The 23,177-nt window shown below is 40.0% G+C and carries 20 protein-coding genes and 3 tRNA genes; 9 read left to right on the forward strand and 14 right to left on the reverse strand.

The window, feature by feature from the left end; all coding sequences use genetic code 11:
- Position 1: 1 nt before the first annotated feature.
- Positions 2 to 1,465 (reverse strand): betaine-aldehyde dehydrogenase, encoded by a 1,464-nt coding sequence (gene betB, locus ABMY35_RS09070; protein ID WP_349285915.1) that lies wholly within the window; start codon positions 1,463 to 1,465, stop codon positions 2 to 4.
- A 2-nt stretch (positions 1,466 to 1,467) separates the two neighbouring features.
- Positions 1,468 to 2,058 carry a transcriptional regulator BetI gene (gene betI / locus ABMY35_RS09075; protein WP_349285916.1) on the reverse strand — a complete coding sequence of 197 codons (591 nt, stop codon included), beginning with the start codon at positions 2,056 to 2,058 and terminating at the stop codon, positions 1,468 to 1,470.
- A gap of 586 nt (positions 2,059 to 2,644) precedes the next feature.
- Here betI and ablB point away from each other — a divergent pair.
- Complete coding sequence (ablB, locus tag ABMY35_RS09080) at positions 2,645 to 3,499, forward strand: putative beta-lysine N-acetyltransferase (RefSeq protein WP_349285917.1); 855 nt, start codon at positions 2,645 to 2,647, stop codon at positions 3,497 to 3,499.
- A gap of 92 nt (positions 3,500 to 3,591) precedes the next feature.
- Here ablB and ABMY35_RS09085 read toward each other — a convergent pair whose 3' ends face one another.
- Positions 3,592 to 4,089: a MarR family transcriptional regulator gene (locus ABMY35_RS09085; protein WP_349285918.1), complete on the reverse strand. Its 498-nt coding sequence runs from the start codon at positions 4,087 to 4,089 to the stop codon at positions 3,592 to 3,594.
- Positions 4,090 to 4,468: 379 nt separating this feature from the next.
- On the opposite strand from ABMY35_RS09085, the gene ABMY35_RS09090 reads away from it, so the two are divergent.
- The 4 genes from ABMY35_RS09090 to ABMY35_RS09105 all read left to right on the forward strand — a co-directional run bounded on the left by ABMY35_RS09090 (position 4,469) and on the right by ABMY35_RS09105 (position 11,431).
- Entirely contained in the window at positions 4,469 to 5,278 is an 810-nt protein-coding gene (locus ABMY35_RS09090; RefSeq protein WP_349285919.1) for a hypothetical protein, read from the forward strand.
- Entirely contained in the window at positions 5,275 to 7,137 is a 1,863-nt protein-coding gene (locus tag ABMY35_RS09095) for a GGDEF domain-containing protein (protein WP_349285920.1), read from the forward strand. The genes ABMY35_RS09090 and ABMY35_RS09095 overlap by 4 nt, the downstream gene beginning before the upstream one ends.
- 29 nt (positions 7,138 to 7,166) lie before the next feature.
- The gene (hrpB, locus tag ABMY35_RS09100) at positions 7,167 to 9,587 is read left to right on the forward strand and encodes an ATP-dependent helicase HrpB (protein ID WP_349286123.1); all 2,421 of its coding nucleotides are present in this window, start codon (positions 7,167 to 7,169) and stop codon (positions 9,585 to 9,587) included.
- A 236-nt stretch (positions 9,588 to 9,823) separates the two neighbouring features.
- Complete coding sequence (locus ABMY35_RS09105) at positions 9,824 to 11,431, forward strand: hypothetical protein (protein WP_349285921.1); 1,608 nt, start codon at positions 9,824 to 9,826, stop codon at positions 11,429 to 11,431.
- Positions 11,432 to 11,458: 27 nt separating this feature from the next.
- On the opposite strand, the gene ABMY35_RS09110 is transcribed toward ABMY35_RS09105, so the two are convergent.
- Positions 11,459 to 12,439: an ion channel gene (locus ABMY35_RS09110; RefSeq protein ID WP_349285922.1), complete on the reverse strand. Its 981-nt coding sequence runs from the start codon at positions 12,437 to 12,439 to the stop codon at positions 11,459 to 11,461.
- 84 nt (positions 12,440 to 12,523) lie between these two features.
- Here ABMY35_RS09110 and ABMY35_RS09115 point away from each other — a divergent pair, with 84 nt between their 5' ends.
- Complete coding sequence (locus tag ABMY35_RS09115; protein ID WP_349285923.1) at positions 12,524 to 13,195, forward strand: SprT family zinc-dependent metalloprotease; 672 nt, start codon at positions 12,524 to 12,526, stop codon at positions 13,193 to 13,195.
- Positions 13,196 to 13,221: 26 nt separating this feature from the next.
- Here ABMY35_RS09115 and ABMY35_RS09120 read toward each other — a convergent pair.
- The 3 genes from ABMY35_RS09120 to ABMY35_RS09130 all read right to left on the reverse strand — a co-directional run bounded on the left by ABMY35_RS09120 (position 13,222) and on the right by ABMY35_RS09130 (position 13,522).
- Positions 13,222 to 13,306, reverse strand: a tRNA-Tyr gene (locus ABMY35_RS09120).
- 27 nt (positions 13,307 to 13,333) lie between these two features.
- A tRNA-Tyr gene (locus ABMY35_RS09125) sits at positions 13,334 to 13,418 on the reverse strand.
- A gap of 19 nt (positions 13,419 to 13,437) precedes the next feature.
- Positions 13,438 to 13,522 (reverse strand) — tRNA-Tyr (locus ABMY35_RS09130).
- A gap of 112 nt (positions 13,523 to 13,634) precedes the next feature.
- Here ABMY35_RS09130 and ABMY35_RS09135 point away from each other — a divergent pair.
- A complete protein-coding gene (locus tag ABMY35_RS09135) occupies positions 13,635 to 14,156 on the forward strand; it encodes a VC2046/SO_2500 family protein (RefSeq protein ID WP_349285924.1) in 522 nt (173 codons plus the stop codon).
- A 38-nt stretch (positions 14,157 to 14,194) separates the two neighbouring features.
- Here the strand turns inward: ABMY35_RS09135 and ABMY35_RS09140 are convergent, their stop codons facing one another.
- The 3 genes from ABMY35_RS09140 to ABMY35_RS09150 form a co-directional block, all read right to left on the reverse strand.
- Positions 14,195 to 14,653 (reverse strand): YchJ family metal-binding protein, encoded by a 459-nt coding sequence (locus ABMY35_RS09140; RefSeq protein WP_349285925.1) that lies wholly within the window; start codon positions 14,651 to 14,653, stop codon positions 14,195 to 14,197.
- A 14-nt stretch (positions 14,654 to 14,667) separates the two neighbouring features.
- A complete protein-coding gene (locus tag ABMY35_RS09145; RefSeq protein ID WP_349285926.1) occupies positions 14,668 to 15,099 on the reverse strand; it encodes a SulA-like leucine-rich domain-containing protein in 432 nt (143 codons plus the stop codon).
- Positions 15,100 to 15,337: 238 nt separating this feature from the next.
- Positions 15,338 to 15,787, reverse strand: coding sequence for an SEL1-like repeat protein (locus ABMY35_RS09150; protein WP_138480444.1), 450 nt, complete (start codon positions 15,785 to 15,787; stop codon positions 15,338 to 15,340).
- Positions 15,788 to 16,258: 471 nt separating this feature from the next.
- Between ABMY35_RS09150 and ABMY35_RS09155 the strand changes: the two genes are divergently transcribed.
- Entirely contained in the window at positions 16,259 to 17,548 is a 1,290-nt protein-coding gene (locus ABMY35_RS09155) for an NCS2 family permease (RefSeq protein WP_349285927.1), read from the forward strand.
- A gap of 28 nt (positions 17,549 to 17,576) precedes the next feature.
- Here ABMY35_RS09155 and ABMY35_RS09160 read toward each other — a convergent pair whose 3' ends face one another.
- Positions 17,577 to 18,338: a hypothetical protein gene (locus ABMY35_RS09160; RefSeq protein WP_138565917.1), complete on the reverse strand. Its 762-nt coding sequence runs from the start codon at positions 18,336 to 18,338 to the stop codon at positions 17,577 to 17,579.
- Between the two features lie 275 nt (positions 18,339 to 18,613).
- On the opposite strand from ABMY35_RS09160, the gene cysB reads away from it, so the two are divergent.
- Positions 18,614 to 19,591 carry an HTH-type transcriptional regulator CysB gene (gene cysB, locus ABMY35_RS09165; RefSeq protein WP_349285928.1) on the forward strand — a complete coding sequence of 326 codons (978 nt, stop codon included), beginning with the start codon at positions 18,614 to 18,616 and terminating at the stop codon, positions 19,589 to 19,591.
- Positions 19,592 to 19,653: 62 nt separating this feature from the next.
- Here cysB and ABMY35_RS09170 read toward each other — a convergent pair whose 3' ends face one another.
- From ABMY35_RS09170 to pabB, 3 genes are all read right to left on the reverse strand, one after another.
- On the reverse strand, positions 19,654 to 21,030 hold the full coding sequence (locus tag ABMY35_RS09170; RefSeq protein ID WP_058029480.1) for an L-serine ammonia-lyase: 1,377 nt from the start codon (positions 21,028 to 21,030) through the stop codon (positions 19,654 to 19,656).
- 89 nt (positions 21,031 to 21,119) lie between these two features.
- Entirely contained in the window at positions 21,120 to 21,680 is a 561-nt protein-coding gene (locus ABMY35_RS09175; protein WP_349285929.1) for a CoA pyrophosphatase, read from the reverse strand.
- A gap of 21 nt (positions 21,681 to 21,701) precedes the next feature.
- On the reverse strand, positions 21,702 to 23,054 hold the full coding sequence (pabB, locus tag ABMY35_RS09180) for an aminodeoxychorismate synthase component I (RefSeq protein WP_349285930.1): 1,353 nt from the start codon (positions 23,052 to 23,054) through the stop codon (positions 21,702 to 21,704).
- Positions 23,055 to 23,177: the final 123 nt, after the last annotated feature.

Raw genomic sequence — 23,177 nt, forward strand, 5'->3', positions numbered from 1 at the left:
CCTAAAATGGGCTTTCGATTTGACTCATACCCACATAAACAGACTTGGTTTGTGTGTAGCTATTTAAAGTTTCGATGCCATTTTCGCGACCAATACCTGATTGTTTGTAACCGCCAACAGGCATTTCGGCAGGAGAGTTACCATAGCTATTTATCCAACAAATACCGGCTTTAAGCTGGTGGATAACACGGTGTGCGCGTTGAATATTTTGACTAAATACACCTGCGCCTAACCCTAGATCTGTATTGTTAGCGCGCGTGATCACATCAGCTTCATCTTCAAAAACTAACACGCACATAACAGGGCCAAAGATCTCTTCTTTGACAATGGTCATGTCGTCAGTACAGTCAGTGAAAATAGTCGGAGCAACGAAGTAACCGTTAGGGGCTGATTCAGGTGATAAAACATGACCACCTGTTAATAAAGTGGCACCTTCGGCTTTGCCTTTTTCGATGTAATCTAGCACCAATTCTTGATGCTTTTTAGAAATAAGCGCGCCCAGATTAACATTAGGATCAAGGGGATCTCCTGCGATAATATTTGCTTCAGTGCGCGCTTTAAGCTGGTTAATAAATTGTGTGTAGACAGATTTGTGTACATACACACGAGTACAGTTAGTACAGATCTCGCCCTGGGTGTAAAAATTACCTAACATAGACGCACTTACAGCTTCTGTGATATCAGCGTCATCAAACACAATTAAAGGTGATTTGCCACCAAGCTCCATGGTCACATCTTTTAAGTTCGATGCGGCGCTTTGCATGACTTTTTTACCAGTGCCAACTTCGCCAGTGAACGATACTTTTTCGATCTCTGGGTGTGACGTCAGCCATTGTCCAACTTCAGCTGCACCTTGTACGACGTTGAATACACCTGCAGGCATACCCGCTTCAATGAAGATTTCAGCCAGCTTAATTGCACCAAGAGGAGTTTCTTCTGATGGCTTAAAGATTAAAACGTTACCAGCAGCAAGTGCAGGGCCTGATTTCCAACAGGCAATTTGTAGCGGGTAGTTCCATGCGCCGATACCAGCACAAATACCTAAAGGCTCTTTGCGGGTATAGAAGAAGTCGTTACCAACGGGTTGTTGTGTACCGACTTGTGTTGGTGCAAGACCTGCAAAGTACTCAATCACGTCAGCGCCAGTTTGAATGTCGACGCAGTCCGCTTCTTGAATTGGTTTACCTGTGTCTAATACTTCAATTTTTGCTAGCTCGTCGTTACGTTCACGTAATAAGTACACTGCTTTATTTAGAATTCGACTTCTTTCGATTGGAGCCATTGCTGACCAAGCTGCAAAACCTTCGCGTGCACTGGTAATGGCTTTTTCTTGAATTGTCTCGTCTGCAACTTCGACATGATAAATTACTTCGTCAGTTGCAGGGTTTTTCACTGCAAAAGTTTCTTTACTTTGGTTTGGCACAAATTGGCCATGGATAAAATTCTGATAAACAGGTGTGGTCATTTTTAAGCTCCACAAGATGAAATGAGGGAAGACACATAATGTTTTGCAAGCTGCTCAGCTTGCTTAAATTCTTGCTCTGAGGCCTTACTTAAAACAGCCCTTAGCCATAAGCCATCGATCATACCCGCCGCTAATTTAGCAGCGCGTTTGGCATCGTTTTCTGGCATTAGTTTTTTGAAAGAAGATGCTAGGTTACTATACAAGCGTTTTGCATTTACGGTTTGCAATCGGTGCAATTGTTCATCGTGCATTGATTGCGCCCAAAAACTTAACCAAGTTTTTGTACTACTGGTTTGTTGTTGGATAACTGAAAAGTTAGCTTCAACAATAAACATTAACCGCTCTTCAGCAGAGCAAGATTGCTGAGTTTTACTGATCAAACTGGTTTTTAAACTATTTAATAAAAAGCGTACAGTGGCCTCGATGAGACCCTGTTTTCCCCCAAAGTAATGGCTAATGATCCCTGAGGATAAGCCCGCTCTCTTACTGATGCTGTTTATGGTCGTAGCATGTAAGCCCACTTCTGCGACCGACTCCAACGTTGCTTCAATGAGTTGCTGGCGACGTATCAGTTCCATTCCTACTTTTGGCATAACTTTTTATTAATTGACTGTTCAATTAAAATAAATTCTATAGAGTTCTAAGTAATTTTTCAAGCTTGTATAGGTTTTTGCTATTTGTGCTTATAAATGTGCTTGGTTTAACTTGTTGTTTATTATTAGTTTTAACTTTTTATTATTGGTTTTAATTATTTTTGTTTGAGTAGTTAAATTTATAGTTAAAATTATTTGTTCCTGTGGTTTTTTACTGGTTTTTACATTGATTAAGTTGTTTTAAATTGCGGGGAGGGGCGTTTTTTATGGTGCTATTTTAAAATTTACAGGGTGTTTGCTGAAAATATAGTCTGAAATAGTGCTTGTGCGGCTAGTGTTCCTAGTGATTTGTAATTTGATTCGAGTTCTAATAATTGTTAATATGCTTCGAATACAAAGTATTTGAAAGCCACTTTGTAGCGTCATGCCTTTCTTGGTTAAATTTATAAATCACTGAATATAAAAAAATAACCTTAATTGGATTATTCGGGTGTGTGTGCGTTTTAAAGTTTTAAATCAAATTATTTTCGACAATGGTTTGTATTTAGTAAGTGTTTTCTCGCATTAACTTATTTATGGAGAGATCATGTCAGCCGTAGCAAGTAGTTATTACGACTGTGATGAAATTGTTGAATTTAATCAAATCCGCCATGGTCAGTTAAATAGCAGAATTTATGTGACTGACTCGACGATAAAAACCCCAAATACTTTCCATGAGGCATTAGTTCAAGTCGCTTTAGAGCAAGGTTATGGCAAGATAATCGCAAAAGTAAAAGGCTCACAATTATTATCTTTTTTGAAAAAGGGCTATAAGATTGAAGCGACAGTACCGGGTTACTTCGGGAGCGAAGATGCGGTATTTATTTCTTATTTTTTAGATAGAAATCGTGAGCAAAGTGAATTCAGTCAACAATACGATGAAATCGTTGCCGAAGCCTTAAAAGCTAACCCTTGGCATCTGGGAAAGTTTAACGAGCCGGTTCAATTCAGAAGCTGTAATCTCACCGATATTCGTGCTTTAAGTAAATTATATGGGCATGTTTATACTAATTACTCATCCCCTGTAAGTAATGAAGAATTCATTAAGACGAGCATGAATAGTGGTGTGCAATACTACTGCGCTGATTATATGGGCGTTATTGTTGGTTGCTTGCGCGTTGAGCTAGATAAAGACACCAGCAATGCGCGTATTTACGATCTAGGCGTGATGACGCAATTTCAGAATCAAGGCATAGCATCTGCGCTTTTAAACAAAGTTAAGCAGTTTTTACAACAACAAGATATTAAATACGTTTATACCTTATGTTTGGCGACTTCATTACCTATCAACAAGATATTTTCGCAGCAAAAATATGAGTTTGGTGGACGGCTAACTAATAACAATCGAATTGAAGATGAATTCAAGTCTTTGAACCTCTGGTTTAAAAAGTTAGCTGAGTAATAATACCAATCCTCGAAATAGATCACTTAATTAAGAGGATTGGTAAAATCAGAAGGGTGACAATATAAGATTACTGCCTTTGATTAAAAAGCTTATTCTGCTTCAGTTTGTTTTTGGCTGCTGAGGTGCATCGGATCAATTTCAAGCACAGGTGCAGCATCGATTTCTGTTGCATCCATCATAGAAGCAATACGTTGCATAGAGGAAAGCAATAAAGATTGCTCCCATTCTTCTAGCTGACAAAACTTTTGGATAAAGTGCTCTTGTAGAGGTTGTGGTGCATCAATTAATGCTGTCTTACCATCTTCAGATAAAAACAACCCAACACGTCGTTTGTCTTCAGAGCTTCTAACTCGTTGGATCAAGCCGCGGTTTTCAAGTCTATCTAATATGTTCGTTACTGTTGCTGCACTGAGGTTAATTTGTTTGGCAACCTGACTCGCCGTCACACCTTTAACTCGCGCAATTTCTTGCATGATAAGTAACTGTGGACCTGTTAGACCCGATGATTTATTTAATTGCTTAGAATGCAAGTCAATCGCACGGATGACTTTTCTGATTGAGACTAGTAGCTCTTCGTATTTTTCCATGATTACAGCACTGATAGACTATTTGTGCCGATAATAGCATCTATCTCAAAAGGATTAAAATACTGATGAAGAATCAGTGATTTTAGTATTTAGTGTATGTTGGAAAGGTACTATCAGGCAAGTTTTGCGTTTATCAAAATCTTTTTTAGTGCCTTAAATTGTTCTTTTTGTAAATTTTTTGTTCTTTTAAGTCTAATTAAGTTCATCCTTTTGCATTAAATTTGTTGCTATAAATACTCTCGCTCATATAATGTTCACAAAAAGTGCATAGTAGTGCACTTTACTTTGTGGTGCGGTGTGTATGCGGTTTTGTGTTCTAACATTTTTTCTTTTACTTCCTAATTTGTGTTTTTCACAAACGCCTTTGGTGGTAGATATCATGCAAAGTGAAAACTTTACGCAGCGTTATCAAAGCTTTTTAAATGGTCGCTCACCTTATGAAATCAGAGACTTTCATGCCACAACAAAAGGGTCACACATCGAAATCATCGAAATGATCCTTTTGCAACAAGCGTTAAAACTTGGAGGTATTGATAGACCTATCGTTTTTAACCCAAAACCTTCTATTAACATTTTAGAATATTCAGATTTAATTGCTGGAGACAGTCTGGTTTTGGCTCGCTCTGTGTGGCATGAAGACATTCTCAATTATCGAGGGTCATTGTTTGTAAGTGAACCTTTAGTTAAATTTGGCGAATACGAAGCTGGTTTATATGTTGCTAAGCGTAACGTGCATCTCCACAATTTAGCTAAGGCTCAGCTAGAAAACCTAACTGTTGTTGCAAACCCAAGATGGAAGGTAGATTGGCGTGCACTTCATAATACCGACTTAAACATTGTGAGCTTTATTGGCCCTTGGGAAACCATGTTGGAAATGGTAGAGACCAGTGTGGTTGATGCCATGCTGATTAATTTTAGTGTCAGTAATAGTTTAGAGCTAAACTTTGAAAATCGGCTATATGTACCGATCAATAATATTAAGGTATTTTTGCCTGATTCTAGACATTTTGTAGTAAGTAAGCGCCACCCAGAAGGTCGCGCCGTATTTCATGCACTGAATAAAGGTCTCGGCATATTGAGAACAAATGGCACAATAGAAAAAGCGTTGAAACAGTCAGGTTTCATTAATGAGAAAGTCACGGATTGGCAAACGATAAACATCCAAATGCTCAATCCGGGATTGCAATGATTAAATATACTTCTCAGCTTATTGCGCTATTCATCTTCTTTTTTTGTTTTGAATCTTCCAGTAAAACACCTGCATCTAAATTACAAACTAAAAGTTTTGCTGAGCTTCCCGCAAAGCTAGAGGTATATAAAAAAGCAGTATTGGCAACATATGACTTAAAATTATTGCCAAACCTAAAGGCTCTCGAGCAAGAAGCTGCTTCTGTTAACAATGCTAAAGTTCAAGCTGAAGCATTATTATTGGTGGCATTACTAAAACACCGTTACGGAGACTATAAAGAGAGCTTAACGCTTAATCAACGGGCCCTAGATATCGCGGTAGAGCTGGCCGATCCCGCTTTGTTGATCAGTGTTTACCTTTCAATTGTTCATCTTGAGGTATCGTTAGAGCGTTTTAAACAAGCATCAGAAAAAATGGATAAAATAGCACTTTTGGTTAATCAATTGCCTAAAGTCAGTATTTTGAGGGCTAAGGTTAGTCTTTGGAGGGCTAGGATCTATTTTAGTAAAGGAAGTTATTTGCAAGCATTGTATGTGCTTGATGATGCACAAGACAAACCAAATATGAGTAAGTCGATTTATATTGAGTTGCTGATTGAGAAAGCAAAAGTAAAGTTAGAAATGGGTGAGCACATTGCTGCACAGGATTTGATCGATCAAATCAGCCAGTACAATTCTGATAGTCAATTTCATCATACCAAGTTAATGGTTAAAGTGCTGCAAGCGAAGACATACCTTCAAGCTGGTTTGTTTGCTAAAGCGATTTTAACCGCCCAAGATGGTCTACAAAGTACTTTTCACACACGTTTTTTAGAAGAGCAAGCACAATTACAACATACTCTGGCTGCCAGTTTTGCTCAAATCCAAGATTACCAATGGGCGCATTTATATCTGAAGCGCTATGCATTTACGCAAAAGGCCTTAGACCTGCAAAAAAGAAATAATAAGTTACTGCAGCTTGAGGCAAGATTTGACTTTGATCAGCAAAGGCAGCAGCTGTCTTTACTTGAAAAAGATAATGCCCTAAAAGAACAGCAAATAACGCAACAGATGCAAGCAATAGAAAACACCGCTTTATTACAACAGCGAGTGATATTACTTGTGGTGTTGTTTTTTACATTACTATTTTTTATATATTGGCGCTGGCAAAACAGACGTACGTTGAAAATACTTGAGCAGCAAGTTGCTCAGCGTACACAAGAGCTTGCAATTAGAAATAAACAGCTTCAAGCATTAAGTTATACAGATAGTCTAACAGGGGCCTATAATCGTCACTTCTTATTCACCCACATTGACGAATATTTACCCACTGAGATTATGACCGAGTCAACCATTATGTGTTTAATTGATATCGACTTGTTTAAGCGGGTCAATGACACCTATGGGCATAGCGCAGGTGATGCAGTTCTAAAATCTTTTGTAACTGTGCTAAAACAAACGATTAGGCAAAATGATGTCATTATTCGTTGGGGTGGTGAAGAATTTTTACTATTAATGCCTAATATCTCGCGTGACGCAGCAGCAGAAATACTAGAGCGGATCAGAGTTAATATAGAGTCTTTTGAGTTTAAAGATAATAACATACGAATTCCTGTTACTGCTTCATTTGGCTTTACACCATTTCCTTTGCAAAGAAACTCGGCTTTGCTTGACTGGGAGCAAACCATCGAACTTGCAGACTTGTGTTTATATACGGCGAAGAACGGTGGCAGGAATGCATGGGTTGGGATCACAGAAGCAAAGTTTGACAAAGCCCTTAAGGCTGAAGATATTGTTAATAATACCAAGCAATTAATAGAGCAGGGCAACCTAAAGGCAATCTCAAACCGTGAGGAGATCGTCAATACCATGATAAACTAAACAAAAAGTTTATCTATTTGAGCGAAACTGTGCTGCCGATTGAATCTGTTTTTTCACAATTGACCGACTCCTTATCTTCTCATCCGAGTGTATTACTACAGGCCCCCCCAGGTGCAGGTAAATCAACTTGGTTGCCTTTACAACTCATGTTATCAGGGAAATTTAGGAAAATAGTAATGCTAGAGCCGCGCAGATTAGCGGCTCGTAATATTGCTAATTTCTTAGCTCAACAACTAGGTGAACAAGTCGGCGAGCAAATCGGATTAAGAATAAAGCAAGAAGCGAAAGTCAGTCACCGAACGCGTTTAGAAATCGTCACTGAAGGCGTTTTGACACGGATGATCCAGCAAGACCCAGAGTTAGATGGCATAGATTTACTTATCTTTGATGAATTTCATGAGCGCTCATTACAAGCAGATACTGCGTTGGCTTTATCATTAGAAAGCCAAAGCGCACTGAGAGATGACCTTAAAATTTTAGTCATGTCTGCGACATTAGACTCTGAGCGTTACCAGCAGTTTTTACAATGTCCTTTGATTCGCTCAGAGGGTCGAAGCTATCCTGTCGAAGAAATGTATGTGCCACTTCGCAACGAACGAGAGTGGTTAGCAGCCATGCCTAATGTAATACATAAAGCGATTAAAGAGCAATCTGGCAGTATTTTGGTCTTTCTTCCAGGCCAAAAAGAGATTAATTTTGTAGCACAAAATTTAGGTGTATTGGGCGACAGTATTGACGTTGTCAGCTTATTTGGCGAGCAAAATAAACAACAACAGCAAGCCGCTATTGCTCCAGCACCGCAAGGAAGAAGAAAGGTGGTGTTGACCACCAATGTGGCCGAAACGTCTTTGACCATCGAAGGCGTTCGTGTAGTGATAGACAGTGGCAAAAAACGCGCTGCGGTCTACAACTTGAACACCGGTGTGAGTGAGCTTCAAACACAGTCAATCTCAAAAGCGTCGGCGGTGCAAAGGGCGGGGCGTGCGGGTCGTATTGAGCCGGGAGTTGTTTATAGACTGGGTGAAAAAACGCAGTTCGACCGACGCATAGCCCACGATTTACCCCAGATAAAAACATCAGATATCAGTGCTTTAATGCTCGAAGCCAAAGTGTGGGGAGCAGAAGTGTCAGCTCTGCCATTACTTGATCAGCCTTCGCCAGCTCAACAAGAGCAAGCGACTAAATTACTGCAGATGTTAGAAGTCTTGGATGCCAACGGAAAATTAACCCCATTAGGCGCTCAGATCCATAGTTTTGGCATTGAACCAAGACACGCCCATATGTTATTTAAAGCCCAACAACTTGAAGTTGATATCCCGGATATTACTGCCTTGGCATGTGCATTGGTTAGTCTATGGGAGCAGGGAAAACAACATAACCCTGATGTAGTGATTGCACTATCTGCAATGCTCAGTAAGCCGACATCAAGTTTTAGGCAAGCGTATCAGCACTGGTGTAAAAGGCTTAAAATTGCAATACCTGCAGAGCTCCCTTTATCTGCAGTGCCACTCCTTATTGCATTAGCTTTCCCCGATCGCATTGCAAAACGTAGAGGGCAAGGCTTTTTAATGGCAAATGGTGCAGGTGTCAAAGTTAATGAACAAGTGTGGCCAGTTGCTGAGTACTTAGCCATTGTATCCTTGGGTGGAGAAAAGGGCATGCAGGTGTTTAGTGCGACTCCCTTACATATTGAAGAGCTAAATGCTTATCTTCCATACTTGATAAGCGAACAAACAGTGTGCGAATTTGATGAAAAACAGCAGAAGTTTATTCATGAAGACCGAGAATTACTTGGGCAGATAATCCTTTCGAGCAAACCAAGCAGAGCTGAAATTGACACACAAGCAAGAACGCAAGCATGGTTAAGTTTGATAGCTAAACAAGGTCTATCATTATTCAAATCTTACGGCGAGTGTGAGCAGTTACTTACTCGCTTTGAATTAGCCTGCAAGTTTTACCCTGACACATTTAATGATTTATCTGAGCATGCATTAACAGCAGATTTAACATGGTTGTATCCATATTTAGAGCAAATTAAACAGTTCGACGCGTTAACTAAACTCGCGCTCAAAGATGCGCTAATGAGTTGTTTAGAGTGGTCTCAACAGCAAGCGTTAGAACAACTCCTGCCAGTTAGAATACAAGTGCCTTCAGGGTCTAATATAAAGCTCACATTTCAACAAGAAGGACCTGCAAAACTCAGCGTTCGAATGCAAGAGGTGTTTGGTATGCTTGAAACCCCAAGACTGTGTGAAGGGCGGCTTCCTTTGTTAATGGAGTTGTTATCCCCAGCGCAACGTCCTTTGCAGCTCACGCAAGACTTAGCAAATTTTTGGGGTGAAAGTTACAAAGAAGTGCAAAAAGAAATGAAAGGGCGTTATCCAAAACATTTTTGGCCAGATGATCCAGCTAATAGTCCAGCAACAAATAAAGTAAAAAGTCGTATGTAGCGACTTTTTATCACTTAAAGTGCAGTTAGGGATCTCGCTTTAAATTGTAAGAAACAGTAAGTTATTGTCAGCGCTTTGCGCCTAATTTATTGACTTGATGCTGCTAAGGCTAAGAGAAATAAATACAATCTAGATCATGTTTACAATGAGTATGTCTACATTTTTTAAAAAGGAATTTTGCAATTTTCTGAGGCTTTGCTAATCGTTTTATTAAAGCCAATCACGGAGTTTGTCGCATGAAACCTTACCTGCCTGCTGTTTTAACTGCTTTAGTATGTCTATCCGGCTGCGGTTCAAGTAGCTCTGAAGATAGTCAGAATATGACATCTACCCCAGAGCCTACACAATCAACAAATGACGAAACTGAAGTGCCTAAAGTTGCTTTACGTTTCCCAACTAGTTTAATGGTGTCATCACCTTTTTCTGACAGTGCACAGCAAAAACGCGCAAAAACCAGCCCGAATTACGCGCCAAATACACCTCTCTTTGGCCCAACTGTCCCTAGTTATTTTTCCGCAACAGAGCAAATAGGGCAGGTGTTAGCCGGGGAGCTTGCAATTTCAGATGCATTTGATGTTGCCTCTTTCTATCAAGTTAGCATTAACTCAGATTGTTTCGGCCCCCAGTTAATGTATGAAGGGCACCCTGAAGCGAGTGGCTCAGGCAGTAGTTCAGGTACATTACCCAGTGGTGATTTGGGTTTGTGGCTTGCAGAAGATAGCAGTGGGAACGCTTGCGCCGTATCGCAGATAAATGCACTGCTTTCTGGTGTTGAATCACAAACACAAATGGCGTTAATGGTTATTGCGAGTTTTATCAGCGTTGCAGACAGTGAAGGTGAATCTTTGCCGGAAGAGGGCGCAACACTGGATCTCACCACTTATATGAATGCACAAGGGATAACAAGTGTTAGCTTTGATTCAGCAAGCATCTCTCTTGCGTCAGATACCTGGACATATAGTGCTGAAATGGACTATCAAGTTTCTGGCAATGATTATCGAATTACTATTTCAATGTCGCACACGCCTAGTTCAGAAGAAACTGAATATACCGGGTTATTACAATACACGGTTGAAGGAAAGCAAGGGGTGTCAGGTATAGAGTGGCCAGGGTTTAATTGCAGTCAGAATGAACGTACGTTCGCAGCGTCTCTCGCGTATGAAAGAGAAGATGATGAGATGAACTTGCAATTAAGAAATGCCACGTTATGCGGCCATAGTGCCTCAGGAGTATTTAATAGTAATGGTTTAGTTGATGTTGATAATACGTATAGCGCTTCAAACAGCGATGGTTGGAGTGAAAATTTTGCAATCTTAGGTGCTGATTTCGATTTAACCTCTCTGGCTGGTAGTTATAGCTATGTTTGGCAAGCGGGTGTGAACGACTCTCACAGTCGGATATTTAATATAGGATTTAATGATACTAGTTTAGACAATGGTGAAGCGCATTTTGGTTATGGTGAACAAGTCACAGACACTGACGGTTGGATCCAAGGGTTTGTATGTAATTGGGCTGGGCCAGGTGCAAGCCATGCACTCGTTGCTAAAACACAAAGACAATTCTTCGAGTACGATGCCAGTTTAAGTGTGTATTTAGGCACTGATCATAGAGCTAATATTGAATATGCACCGACAACAAGTTGTGACTATGATGGCTCAGGTAGTTTCATATTTGATATAGATTTAAGTGGTGTTTTAGGTGATATAACTGACGAAGATAGCAGTTCAGTATTTACGAACGATCTGTGGAGCGCTTCAGACACTAGCCTGACAGTACCAGAAGCGTTGGCCGCCAGAGGGCTTACTGTTCCCAGTATTCCATTTAACTGGCCAAAGGATGAGTGATGCATATTGTATAAGAGAATGACACGATTAACGCGTCATTCTCTTTACGAAAACCACGACGAATAATGCCAAGGAGAAACTGCCTGTAAATGCTTCAACCGTGGCAATAAAGCGTGAAAATCCGATGGGGGTTATGTCGCCATAACCCAGAGTTGTAAATGTCACCACACTGAAATAAAAACTGTTAAGCAGTGCACTTATATTGTCAGAAAAGCTTTGTGAAAAGTTAATAGATAGCACTTCATCCTGATAGCTGATGCCAAACAGGAAGTACATCAGTGCGCAAAATACAATCATTGAAAGGCTGAAACGGATCACATTTGCGGGTTTTTCACCATAACCGCAGAGTAGGTCAACAGCCGCACTCATAAAGCGTTTTTTTGAATGAGTTGGGTATTGATAATGACGCATACGCAGCTCTTTGTAGGTATAATTACCTGCCATTTCAAAAAGACCTTGTTGCTCAGCGCCTTTTCTAAGTGTGCGGTATGTCTCTTCAGATTGTAAGAAGAAATCAGCGGCATCTTCTGTTCGTTTCTCTTTGGCCGCTAAGCTTGCCTCATTTTCTTGCTGTAACTTACCACTTAAATCTATATTGTCGATCCGAGTGTTGTTTAGCTTTATACCCAATAAGTTGGAATTTGAAAGCTTACAGCAATGTAAATTGGCATCATGCAGATCTGCTTTCATTAAAGAGGCATTTTCAATTTTGTTGTTAAATAAATGCGCGCCTCTTAAATTTGCACGATAAAAATTGCTATATGATAAGTCGTAACCAGTATGGTCATTATGTTTGACAAGGTTTAGTCCTTCTAGATTCGCTCTTTTCAACTCCAAACCTTGCAGAAGCCCACCACGCTTGGCATAACGTTCTAGTTTTTGCGATAATTCAAGCCCACTTTTGTCGAACTTTGCGTCATGCCAAAAGCAAAGACCAGAGCCCATATCGATTTCTTGGCAGCGATGACCATCAGGAGATTGATATTGGCAAGTAGGTTTATCTTTCATAAATTAACCCCTTTATAGTCTTATTACACTAAAGGTAGCAGTAAATTTATGGCTTTGAATGTGAAGTAAAAAAAATTCTTAAAAATGTTTGATTATCAATTAAAGCTTAGTAAACGAAGAAAGACGGTTGCAATTAAAGTAACACCAGAGCAAGTGGTCGTGACAGCCCCCGAAAACGTGTGTGAAGTCGCTTTAGAAAATTGGCTCAAGAGCAAAAAAGACTGGGTACATACACAAAGACAGAAACTAGAGCTTGCGCCTAATAAACAAAAGCCTTTGCAAACAAGGTCACTTTTGGTTTTTGGTTCAGTTTACAAGATTGAATTTTCAGATATAAACAAGCCTGTGTTAGATCATGAGAGCCGCTTTATATATTTACCTGAGGTGCTTCGCCAAGAGAGCCTTAAGTTTAGGCGAGCGATCATTAAATTACTAACAGATTTGCTCTCTAGTTATTTAGAGTTGTGCTTAGAGCAATTGTCTAAGCAAATGAATTGTCATGTTTCAGCGGTGAAAATCAGGGAGTATAAAAGCCGCTGGGGGAGTTGTAGCAATAAACAAGCGCTTACTTTTAACAGCCTTCTTGCTGGGGCGCCAAAGCATATGATTGATTATGTCATTGTTCATGAGCTAGCACATTGTCATGTACTGGCACATAACACATTATTTTGGCAACTTGTTGAAAAGCACTATGAAGATTATAAGTCAGCAAGATTATGGTTTAACAAGAATGGTAAAGCGCTAATGATAGAATAAAATAAGATGATTTAATAAAAGAGAGATGGTGGAGGGGGCTGGATTCGAACCAGCGAAGGCAGAGCCGTCAGATTTACAGTCTGATCCCTTTGGCCGCTCGGGAACCCCTCCACAGGGTATATCTAATTTTGTACAACTTGGTGGAGGGGGCTGGATTCGAACCAGCGAAGGCAGAGCCGTCAGATTTACAGTCTGATCCCTTTGGCCGCTCGGGAACCCCTCCAAGTTGTAATGTGTTGTTGTGGTGGAGGGGGCTGGATTCGAACCAGCGAAGGCAGAGCCGTCAGATTTACAGTCTGATCCCTTTGGCCGCTCGGGAACCCCTCCTAAACAACGGCGCTGATAATAACAAAGTTTTTTATTAAGTAAAGAAAACAACTAAAGAAAATTAAAAAAATGCCGATAATAATATAACTTTTTAAATAATCGGTGAAACTCTATGCAATTAGAGCGCATTTTAAACAAGGAGCATCAGCTTGGTGACACGCTAGCAAAAAGCGTGGCACAAGAGCGTCGTGCTGACTTTGCGCTTTGTTTGGCTATGCTTTCACCAAACGCACTCGACTTCAGTGAATTTCATTTACCTGAATCAGAATTAACTGAGCCAGATAAGAGTGGAGATGCGTTAAAAAAAGAACTTCAAATTGGTCCCCAGCAACAAATGGCACCCAACACTTATGATATGACCATAGGTGAAAATAATAACCGTTTACTTCATGAGCAGGGACTTACAGAGTTAAGGCTAAGAAATTGTCTTTCGCCAGAACCTTTTCATATCAGAGACGATAAGAAGCATATTGAGTTAGCTATTATTGATAATTGTGAACCTACTGTGCAGGCTAAAATTTTCGCTCAAAGAGCTGGCGCATTAGAGATAGATAAACCCAAAATAGATGCTGCGGGTTTTTATGATCAATTAGCTAGCGGCGAAATGCAGCAGGCGGTTCAGTTGTCCGCCTAATGCGAGATGATAGTGAGTGAGCTTAAATACGGTTTAAATCAGCTAGCGTGACACTTTTTAAATTTTTTGCCACTGTCACAGGGGCAGGGATCATTTCTAGATACTTTTAACTCTGGCACATCATATAATTGGCCATCTAAGTAACGCCACGCCCCTTCTTCTTTAATAAATCTTGAAACCTCATGTATTTGGCAATGTTTTCCGTCTGCCAAATAATGGGCTTTAAACTCCACATAATCAAACTCAGGTTCAGTTTTTGTTGCGACGATCTCGAGCTTTATAAAGTTGGCAAATGAAGCGAATGCAGCGATGTCTTCAAGACTGTGATTACGTTGCTCAGATTTGGCATAAGTCTCAAGTATATACTGCGCATTATTAGTCGCATAAGCACTGTAACGAGAGCGCATAAGCTGCTCCGCTGTTTCAGGTAACTTATGCTTTGTAATGAATACATTGCAGCATGACTCATAAGGTTGAGTGTTAGAACAGTAACACATAAGAAAATCTTTTATTAACTTGCTATGCGCTCTATTGTACACGCTTTGCTGCTGGTTTCAGTAAAACAGTATAGCGAGATATCTGTTTGGCTTAAGTGCATTTGCGAAAGCAGCTCTGAATTCGTAATACCAGTCCATGTAATAACCGCCGCAAAATTGCCATTATTCAAAGCTGAATTTAGTACATATTCTAAATCAACGATGTGTTTTTTTCTGATCACTAATAATTTACTTGAATCTATTGAGCTGGCCTCAAGCATATCTTTATTTGGGATATGGTCAGGTGCGATTAGCAGTGTCCAGCCTTGTTTGTGATTGCATTGGTGAATGATCTTAAGTAGTTCAAGACTGGCACAAATTTCATCAGGGGTTTCAACAAAGTTAACGGCTTTTGGGGCATCTACTTTTTTTACTGAGCTTGGTAAAACTGCGGTTGTCTGTAACATAATCATCTCACTGGTTGTTTATACAGTATTTATATACAGTAGTTTACACAGTGTTTTAATGCAAGCAGAAATGTTACTTTTTAATCAGTTTTAATGAGGTTTATAAAATAAAGCTATTTTATTCAACTGGTTATGAGTTATGGTGTTTGGACTATTTTGACGTGCTATAGATATGGGGGGGTTATACAGTAGTTTTCACAGTGAGTACTGTATAAAACTACTGTATGAAAAAATAGACTTAATTAGACTGGAACTGTAGTTGATGAATTTGCTCGTACAAGGTGGCAGCATAGCACTGTGCATCTTTGATTCTTTTCGTTGTTAAATGCGGTTTGATTTGTTCTATTACTGCGTTGGCCGCATCTACACCTTGGCTTTGAGCGAGTGACAACCAAGCCATAGCATGAAATGCACTCTGTGGCACACCTTGTCCTTTTATAAACATCAATCCTAAATAAAACTGTGCTTTGTTATCTCCAGACATAGCAGCCATTCGCAGCCACTTCGTTGCCAGCGGATAAGATTTTTCTTGTAGGTAGTACAACCCTTTTTTAAAAGCAGTGACAGAGTCATGCTCTTTCGGATAGCGTAGTTCACCATTAGGAGGTGTTGTAACGAACTCAAGCACATTAAATAGCTGTTGCTCTAAGTCGTGATGCGCCGCGCTATTATCTGGCGATTTATCCATACTCTACCTATTTTTGAAAAGCTTAATATTATTGTAGTCAAAACTTTGTGACCATGTTGGGCATAAATTTAGTTATGCTAAATTCTTGCCAAATGATTAACTAATTATATATTTTTACGGTCATTATGCAGTTATTTTTTAAAGCTTTTTGTGATGAGATGCCTTTATTATTCATATAAGGTGCAAAAGCCCCTCCTTATTTTCTTTTATGTCACAGCATCTACTGCTTTATCGACTGGCTTACATCGAATAACCATGCTTTGCGACTTCAGTCAGCTAGTAGCCCCAGCCTTGAGTAAATACCAAACAAACTACGGTAAAAATTGAATCTGGAATATTAATAGGCCTGACAAATAACCTTAGCTAAAAGAAACTTTAATTGCATTTTTAATCACTGTCATTAACCGCTAGAATAGCGCCGCTTTAATAAGAATTATAAATTTCTTTTAACTTTTACCAATGGAAACATCTATGCTCGAAAAGCTATTTTCAATCAAGCATCAAGGCTCTAGTGTTAAAACTGAGTTAATTGCTGGACTCACGACCTTTCTCACTATGGTTTACATCGTTTTTGTAAACCCGGCAATGCTAGCGCAAACAGGTATGGACTTTGGTGCTGCATTTGTTGCCACATGTATTGCTGCGGCAATTGGTTGTTTTATTATGGGTTTTTGGGCCAATTATCCTCTTGCACTTGCTCCAGGTATGGGTTTGAACGCTTTTTTTACTTATGGCGTTGTGTTAGGTATGGGCTATAGCTGGCAGTCTGCATTAGGGGCCGTGTTTTTATCTGGGTGTATTTTTCTTGTCTTAAGTTTATTTAAAGTGCGAGAGTGGATTATTAATGCGATCCCCCTTGTATTGAAGCAAGCGATTGCAACGGGGATTGGGGCATTTTTAGCGTTAATCGCGCTTAAAAATGCTGAAATAATTGTCGCAAGTCCTGCAACGCTTGTGCAACTGGGTGATATCACCAGTGCAGGTCCGTTACTGGCAATTTTAAGTTTCTTTGTTATTGCAGCATTGATGTTCAGAGACGTCAAAAGTGGCGTTCTGATCAGTATTTTTATTGTAACGATTACTGCTTGGGCTTTAGGTTTGATTGAGTATCAAGGAATAGTGTCTGCTCCGCCAAGTATTGCCCCGACTATTATGCAATTAGACATCGCTGGTGCACTTGAGCTTTCTATGTTGAGTGTTGTTTTTGCGTTCTTGTTTGTAGACTTGTTTGATACATCAGGCACTCTGGTGGCGGTAACGCAAAAAGCGGGTTTAGCAGACGAGCAGGGCAGAATGCCACGTTTGGGTCGCGCACTTTCTGCTGATAGTACTGCCACAATTGCAGGATCTATGTTAGGTACTTCAACAACGACATCTTATATTGAATCGGTATCAGGTGTGTCAGTGGGTGGTAGAACGGGCTTAACCGCCGTTGTTGTTGGAGTATGCTTCTTATTAATGACTTTCTTTGCACCATTGGCAAAAATGATCCCGGCTTATGCCACTGCCGGCGCGATTCTTTATGTAGCAGTTTTAATGCTACAAAACTTAAAGTTAGTGAATTGGGATGATATGACAGATGCGATCCCGGTTAGTGTCGTTTTATTGATGACACCACTGACATTCTCAATTGCGCATGGTATTGCATTAGGTTTTATCGCGTATACGGCAGTAAAATTGGTATGTGGTAAGAAAGAACAAATCACAATCAGTGTATGGGCATTGACTGCTTTATTTTTAGTGAAGTTTGCCCTTAGTTAACAGGTAAACTTGAAACCGAAGAAAAGTGTTACCACTTTTTCTTCGGTGCAAATAAAACATCTAAGTCATCTTGCTCTTGTTCTTTTTTCTGTTTAACAGAGGACTCATTAGACGCTTTTAATTCATTACTGATTTCGTTTAAGTATGCTTCTAACTGTTGCTTTTTATTGGTTACATACTCATCAGAATAGGTGACTGCACAAATAGTAGCATAGGCCTTTTCAAAATATTGGCGTGCCGATCCGACCATGTTTGCTGTTCTTGCTGCAACTCCGCGTTTAATTTGGCTTTCAACATTAATTTTAAGTTGTAGCTTTTCAAGCCTTCTATCTTCTGCAACAAACTTTTGAGTGTCTACTTTGCCTTTTGAGTGCTCTGAGCGAAGTACACTACGTAACTTTTTAATACCTTGAACAAGAGCAATAAGTTGTTTATCACTGTCTGGTAAACTTAGGTTATCTGAGTTATTAATATTTTCAGGCGTAGAGCTCATACGCTCTTTTGACTCGTGAAGACGGTTTTTCAACTCTCTAGAGGTTGGAGAAAGATCCACCATGACTGAGAGCGCGTCATGTACACGGCGTTGTAGCACTTGGACCATGACCTCAGACATAGGAATGTTACTACTGTTAACAATGACGTCTTCAGACTCTTCAATTATACGTTTTTGTTTAGCAAGCTCTTTTCGACGCTCAGCTTCTTGCTTCTCTTTATGCTGTTGAATTGCACTGACCCATACGGCAATGATGATCAAAGCAATGATAAGCATAATAATAATCGAAACAAACATAGCAACTTCTCAATCATAAAGTTTTGAAACCATTTTTATCTTACATGAAATAATTCTTTACTGAATAGGTCAACACGATAATCTGATAAAAAATACATTTATTTCATAGCTTTTTATTATAGTTTAAGAAATAAATTCTGTTCAGTCATAAACAAATTTAGCAATTGCTACCTGAACGAGAGTAAATATGCTAGCCTTAGAAAACTAGGGCAAAATGCAGTAGGGCTCAATCGTGACGCCGTTGCTCATGAAAAAACTAAAACAATAAAAATATTATGAAATTACAACAATTAAAATATATTGTAGAAGTCCTCAATCACAATCTTAATGTTTCGGCGACAGCTGAAAGCCTGTATACATCTCAGCCTGGTATTTCTAAACAAGTTCGTATGCTTGAAGATGAACTAGGCGTTCAAATCTTTGGCAGAAGTGGTAAGCATCTTACGCATGTTACCCCAGCAGGTAATGAAATCATCAATATCGCCAGAGAAATCCTATCTAAAGTAGAAGGGATCAAAGCGGTTGCGAATGAGCATACTTTACCAGATCAGGGCAAGTTAAATATTGCGACGACTCATACTCAAGCTCGTTATGCATTGCCTGGTGTGATACAAGGTTTTATGCAGAAATATCCTGCGGTTTCTCTTCATATGCATCAAGGCACACCACAACAAATTTCGGATGCAGCAGCCCGTGGTGATGCAGACTTTGCTATCGCAACTGAAGCATTGCATCTTTATAGTGATTTAGTCATGTTGCCTTGCTATCACTGGAATAGAAGTATCGTGGTCACCAAAGATCACCCACTTGCACAGCTAGGTAAGAATATTTCTGTTCAAGATATCGCGAAGTATCCATTGATCACTTATGTATTTGGTTTTACTGGTCGTTCAGAACTTGATAAAGCGTTTAACGCTCATGGTCTAGAGCCACATATTGTATTTACTGCAACAGATGCTGATGTCATTAAAACTTATGTTCGTTTAGGGTTAGGTGTTGGTGTGTTAGCAACTATGGCAATCGATACACAAACTGATGACGACCTGGTTTGTATTGATGCAAGTCATTTATTTGAAGCGAGTACGACCAAGATTGGCTTTAGAAAAGGCAGTTTCTTACGCGGGTATATGTATGACTTTATTGAACGCTTCGCACCACACTTAACCAAAGAGTTGGTTGAAAAAGCGAGCTTGCTGCGTAATCAAGATGACGTAGACGAGCTGTTCAAAGACATTGAGTTACCAGTGAAGTAATTATCTTATCAATGAAAAAGGCTGCAATTGCAGCCTTTTTTGTATCTAAGATTCGGTATTAATTAACATTCGATAATATTAACCGCAAGACCACCGCGTGCAGTCTCTTTATATTTTGTTTTCATATCGTTGCCCGTGTCCAACATAGTTTTAATAACTTTGTCTAACGATACTTTTTGATCGCCCGTACCACGCATAGCTAGACGCGAAGCATTGATGGCTTTCACCGCACCCATAGCGTTACGTTCGATACAAGGAACTTGAACTAAGCCACCAACAGGGTCGCATGTTAAACCTAGGTTATGTTCCATACCGATCTCTGCTGCATTTTCAACGTGTACAACATTGCCGCCCATGATTTCAGTCAGCGCACCTGCTGCCATTGAACAAGCCACACCAACTTCACCTTGGCAACCAACCTCAGCACCTGAAATTGACGCGTTCTTTTTATAAAGAATACCAATCGCTGCAGCGGTTAATAAATAACGTGTGGCAATTTCTGCATCAACTTCTTTGATGAATGTATGGTAGTACATTAATACTGCCGGTAAGATCCCCGCCGCACCATTTGTAGGCGCTGTCACTACACGGCCGCCAGCTGCGTTTTCTTCATTTACTGCTAGAGCGAATAAATCAACCCAGTCCATTGCACGCAGTGGGTCGTTGTTATTTTCAACGTTTAGTTTTAAATATAAGCTCGGTGCACGACGTCTTACTTTTAAGCCGCCCGGTAAAATACCTTCAGTACGCATACCACGCTCAATACAAGCTTTCATGACGGTCCAGATATTGAAGAGTTCGTCTTTAATATCTTTTTCCGCGCGAAGTGTTTTTTCGTTTGCCATCATCAAAGATGACACACTTAAACCTGTCTCTTTACACATATCCAATAATTCTTGAGCATTATTGAAAGGGTAAGGTGCTGGGTTTTCTGCGCGAATATCAAGTGCGGCTTGCTTTTCTTGATCGAAGGCTTCTTCGGTCACAATAAAACCGCCGCCGATAGAGTAATAGACCTGGCTATGAATTAGCTCATCGCCAGCATATGCGAAAATTTCCATGGCGTTTGAGTGCTTAGGCAAGGTTTTACGACGATGGAAAACAATCGCGCCTTGCTTTGGAAAAGCCGCTTTATGGGTTTTATCTAAGTAGATAACTTGTTCGTTTTCGATGGTGTCTAAGATTTCAGGTACTGCATCGGCATCAATGGTTTCAGGATCGTAACCAGCTAAGCCTAAAATCACCGCTTTACCTGAGCCGTGACCAACACCAGTTTGACCAAGTGAGCCATATAGCTCTACTTTGACAGAAGTAACCTTGTCGATTAATTGTTTTTCTTGTAAATCTTTTACATAAAGACGTGAAGCGCGCATTGGGCCGACCGTATGTGACGACGACGGGCCAATCCCGATACTGAACATATCAAATGCACTAATCATAAACTTCTACTCAACATTGCCTTTGAACGGACGCACATCATAACGTTAAAGTATTTCAATGTAACTATTTTGCGCTGGCTAAGTGGTGGTTAGTTGACCAGTTGAGCAAGATTTTTAACTAATTTAGCCGTCGCGCCCCATAGTAAGCCATGCTCAGTAGGAAAAATATCGAATTTTCGGGCTTTTCCGCCTAATTGTACTTCGATTGAGCGCCAGTTTTTTTCGTCAAATAAACGCTCGAGTGAAATTGTAAATACGCGTTCTACCTCATCACTGTCAGTGTGCCAAGATGCGTGAGATTGAAGTGTTGCGACAATAGGGGAAATGGTAAAGCCTGTTAATGTGTTATGGGTAGGTAATTGGCCGATAGAATTAATGTGGCTAGGACAAATACCCAGCTCTTCATTGGTTTCACGTATTGCTGTGGCCTGCAATGAAGGGTCAAATTGCTCAAACTTACCACCCGGAAAGCAAATTTGGCTAGGGTGGTGTTTTAAGTAGGCTGCGCGTTTGCAGAATAATAACGCGGCCTTGTTATCCACTTCGAGCAAGGGCAATAATACGGCACTTGCTCTGGTATTTTCAAAGTGGGCAGAGCCAATGAGAGGCGCACTGAGGTTAAATTTACATACAATGTCAGATAACTTCATTTGCTCCTCCCGTTTTACTACTTAGCTATTACTTAGTATAGGTAATATTTTGTTTACCTTGTCTAAAGTTTCTTGGTATTCCAATGCGGCTTTTGAATCAGCGACAATGCCACCGCCAGCCCAGCAATGAATTTTATCTTCATTGCATATCAAAGTTCGAATAGTGATTGATGTATCCATCTTGCCACAGGCACTGATATAACCGATAGAGCCACAATATACACTGCGACGGTGAGGCTCGAGTTCTTCAATAATTTCCATGGCACGAATTTTAGGTGCACCTGTGATTGAGCCGCCAGGGAAAGCAGCTTCTAATTGATCAATAGCGGTTTTGCTTTCAGCTAGTTCACTTTGTACGGTACTCACTAAGTGATGAACAGCAGGGAAGCTTTCAATATCGAATAGTTTAGGCACAGTCACAGTGCCTGGTTTGGCCACTTTACCTAAATCATTACGAAGTAAGTCAACGATCATCACATTTTCGGCGCGATCTTTAGGACTATTCTTTAGTATTTCGGCTTGCTCTTTATCGGCTATAACTTCTTTTAATCTGGGCAGCGTGCCTTTTATTGGCTTAGTTTCGACTTTGTTATCTTCAACTAAAATAAAACGCTCAGGAGACACCGATAAAATTGACCCATGTGGGTGATTTATAAAAGCAGCAAATGGTGCTTTGTTGTGTGCTCTGAGAGTTTTGTAGGCTGACCAAGGGGTGCCATTAAACTCTGCACTGAAGCGCTGAGCTAAGTTAATTTGATAGCAGTCGCCACTTTTTAAATAAGCTTGAATTTTATCAAACTGTTTTTCATAAGCACTTTCATCAAGATTCGATTGCCACTCAGAGGTGAGCTTAAAAGGAACTGCTTTTGCAGCTTGTTTGTTAATTGCCGCTAAATATGTGTCAAGGCGATCAAAGTTTGGCTGAGAAACATAAAACCACTCGGATGTCTGATTATCAAAAATCAGTGCATCTAAATATAGACCTGCACTCATATCAGGCATATTAATGTCTTCGATTGCCAACTCGGGCATGGACTCAATATAACGACCCAAGTCGTAACCAAAGTAACCCAACCATCCACCGGTAAAAGGTAAATTTTCAGCGGCTTGTGTATTCGATAAATCACTTAATAGTGATTGCATAATGGCAAAACAACTTTGCGCTTGTTGTTTACCATCCAAAAATACGTGCTTATTTTTCGCTTCGACGAGGTGTTTTGGCTCAAAACTGATGATGTCGTAACGGCTATTTTCGTGTTGCGCGTTACTTGAATCTAATAAAACTGTGTGAGGCAAATGGGCGAATTGCTCAAAAACTAACTCAGTAGATAGCTTAATGTCTAATTTTTTACAATTGATTTGCTCATTTATCATTTACTTGAACCTGAAAACTAGCCCGAAACGGGCGAGGAGGGTATCATATTTGCCAGTTTTACAATAGTGATGCTCTATACCAATTGAATTAAAAAATCGATCATTCTAACGCGCTAAATGATT

This window comes from Pseudoalteromonas sp. BZB3 (assembly GCF_040104455.1).
Taxonomy (GTDB): Bacteria; Pseudomonadota; Gammaproteobacteria; order Enterobacterales; family Alteromonadaceae; genus Pseudoalteromonas.

Coding starts and splice junctions, on each gene's coding strand:
- betB (WP_349285915.1), bottom strand. CDS start 1,465: ATGACCACACCTGTTTATCAGAATTTTATCCATGGCCAATTTGTGCCA.
- betI (WP_349285916.1), bottom strand. CDS start 2,058: ATGCCAAAAGTAGGAATGGAACTGATACGTCGCCAGCAACTCATTGAA.
- ablB (WP_349285917.1), top strand. CDS start 2,645: ATGTCAGCCGTAGCAAGTAGTTATTACGACTGTGATGAAATTGTTGAA.
- ABMY35_RS09085 (WP_349285918.1), bottom strand. CDS start 4,089: ATGGAAAAATACGAAGAGCTACTAGTCTCAATCAGAAAAGTCATCCGT.
- ABMY35_RS09090 (WP_349285919.1), top strand. CDS start 4,469: ATGCAAAGTGAAAACTTTACGCAGCGTTATCAAAGCTTTTTAAATGGT.
- ABMY35_RS09095 (WP_349285920.1), top strand. CDS start 5,275: ATGATTAAATATACTTCTCAGCTTATTGCGCTATTCATCTTCTTTTTT.
- ABMY35_RS09105 (WP_349285921.1), top strand. CDS start 9,824: ATGAAACCTTACCTGCCTGCTGTTTTAACTGCTTTAGTATGTCTATCC.
- ABMY35_RS09110 (WP_349285922.1), bottom strand. CDS start 12,439: ATGAAAGATAAACCTACTTGCCAATATCAATCTCCTGATGGTCATCGC.
- ABMY35_RS09115 (WP_349285923.1), top strand. CDS start 12,524: ATGTTTGATTATCAATTAAAGCTTAGTAAACGAAGAAAGACGGTTGCA.
- ABMY35_RS09135 (WP_349285924.1), top strand. CDS start 13,635: ATGCAATTAGAGCGCATTTTAAACAAGGAGCATCAGCTTGGTGACACG.
- ABMY35_RS09140 (WP_349285925.1), bottom strand. CDS start 14,653: ATGTGTTACTGTTCTAACACTCAACCTTATGAGTCATGCTGCAATGTA.
- ABMY35_RS09145 (WP_349285926.1), bottom strand. CDS start 15,099: ATGTTACAGACAACCGCAGTTTTACCAAGCTCAGTAAAAAAAGTAGAT.
- ABMY35_RS09150 (WP_138480444.1), bottom strand. CDS start 15,787: ATGGATAAATCGCCAGATAATAGCGCGGCGCATCACGACTTAGAGCAA.
- ABMY35_RS09155 (WP_349285927.1), top strand. CDS start 16,259: ATGCTCGAAAAGCTATTTTCAATCAAGCATCAAGGCTCTAGTGTTAAA.
- ABMY35_RS09160 (WP_138565917.1), bottom strand. CDS start 18,338: ATGTTTGTTTCGATTATTATTATGCTTATCATTGCTTTGATCATCATT.
- cysB (WP_349285928.1), top strand. CDS start 18,614: ATGAAATTACAACAATTAAAATATATTGTAGAAGTCCTCAATCACAAT.
- ABMY35_RS09170 (WP_058029480.1), bottom strand. CDS start 21,030: ATGATTAGTGCATTTGATATGTTCAGTATCGGGATTGGCCCGTCGTCG.
- ABMY35_RS09175 (WP_349285929.1), bottom strand. CDS start 21,680: ATGAAGTTATCTGACATTGTATGTAAATTTAACCTCAGTGCGCCTCTC.
- pabB (WP_349285930.1), bottom strand. CDS start 23,054: ATGATAAATGAGCAAATCAATTGTAAAAAATTAGACATTAAGCTATCT.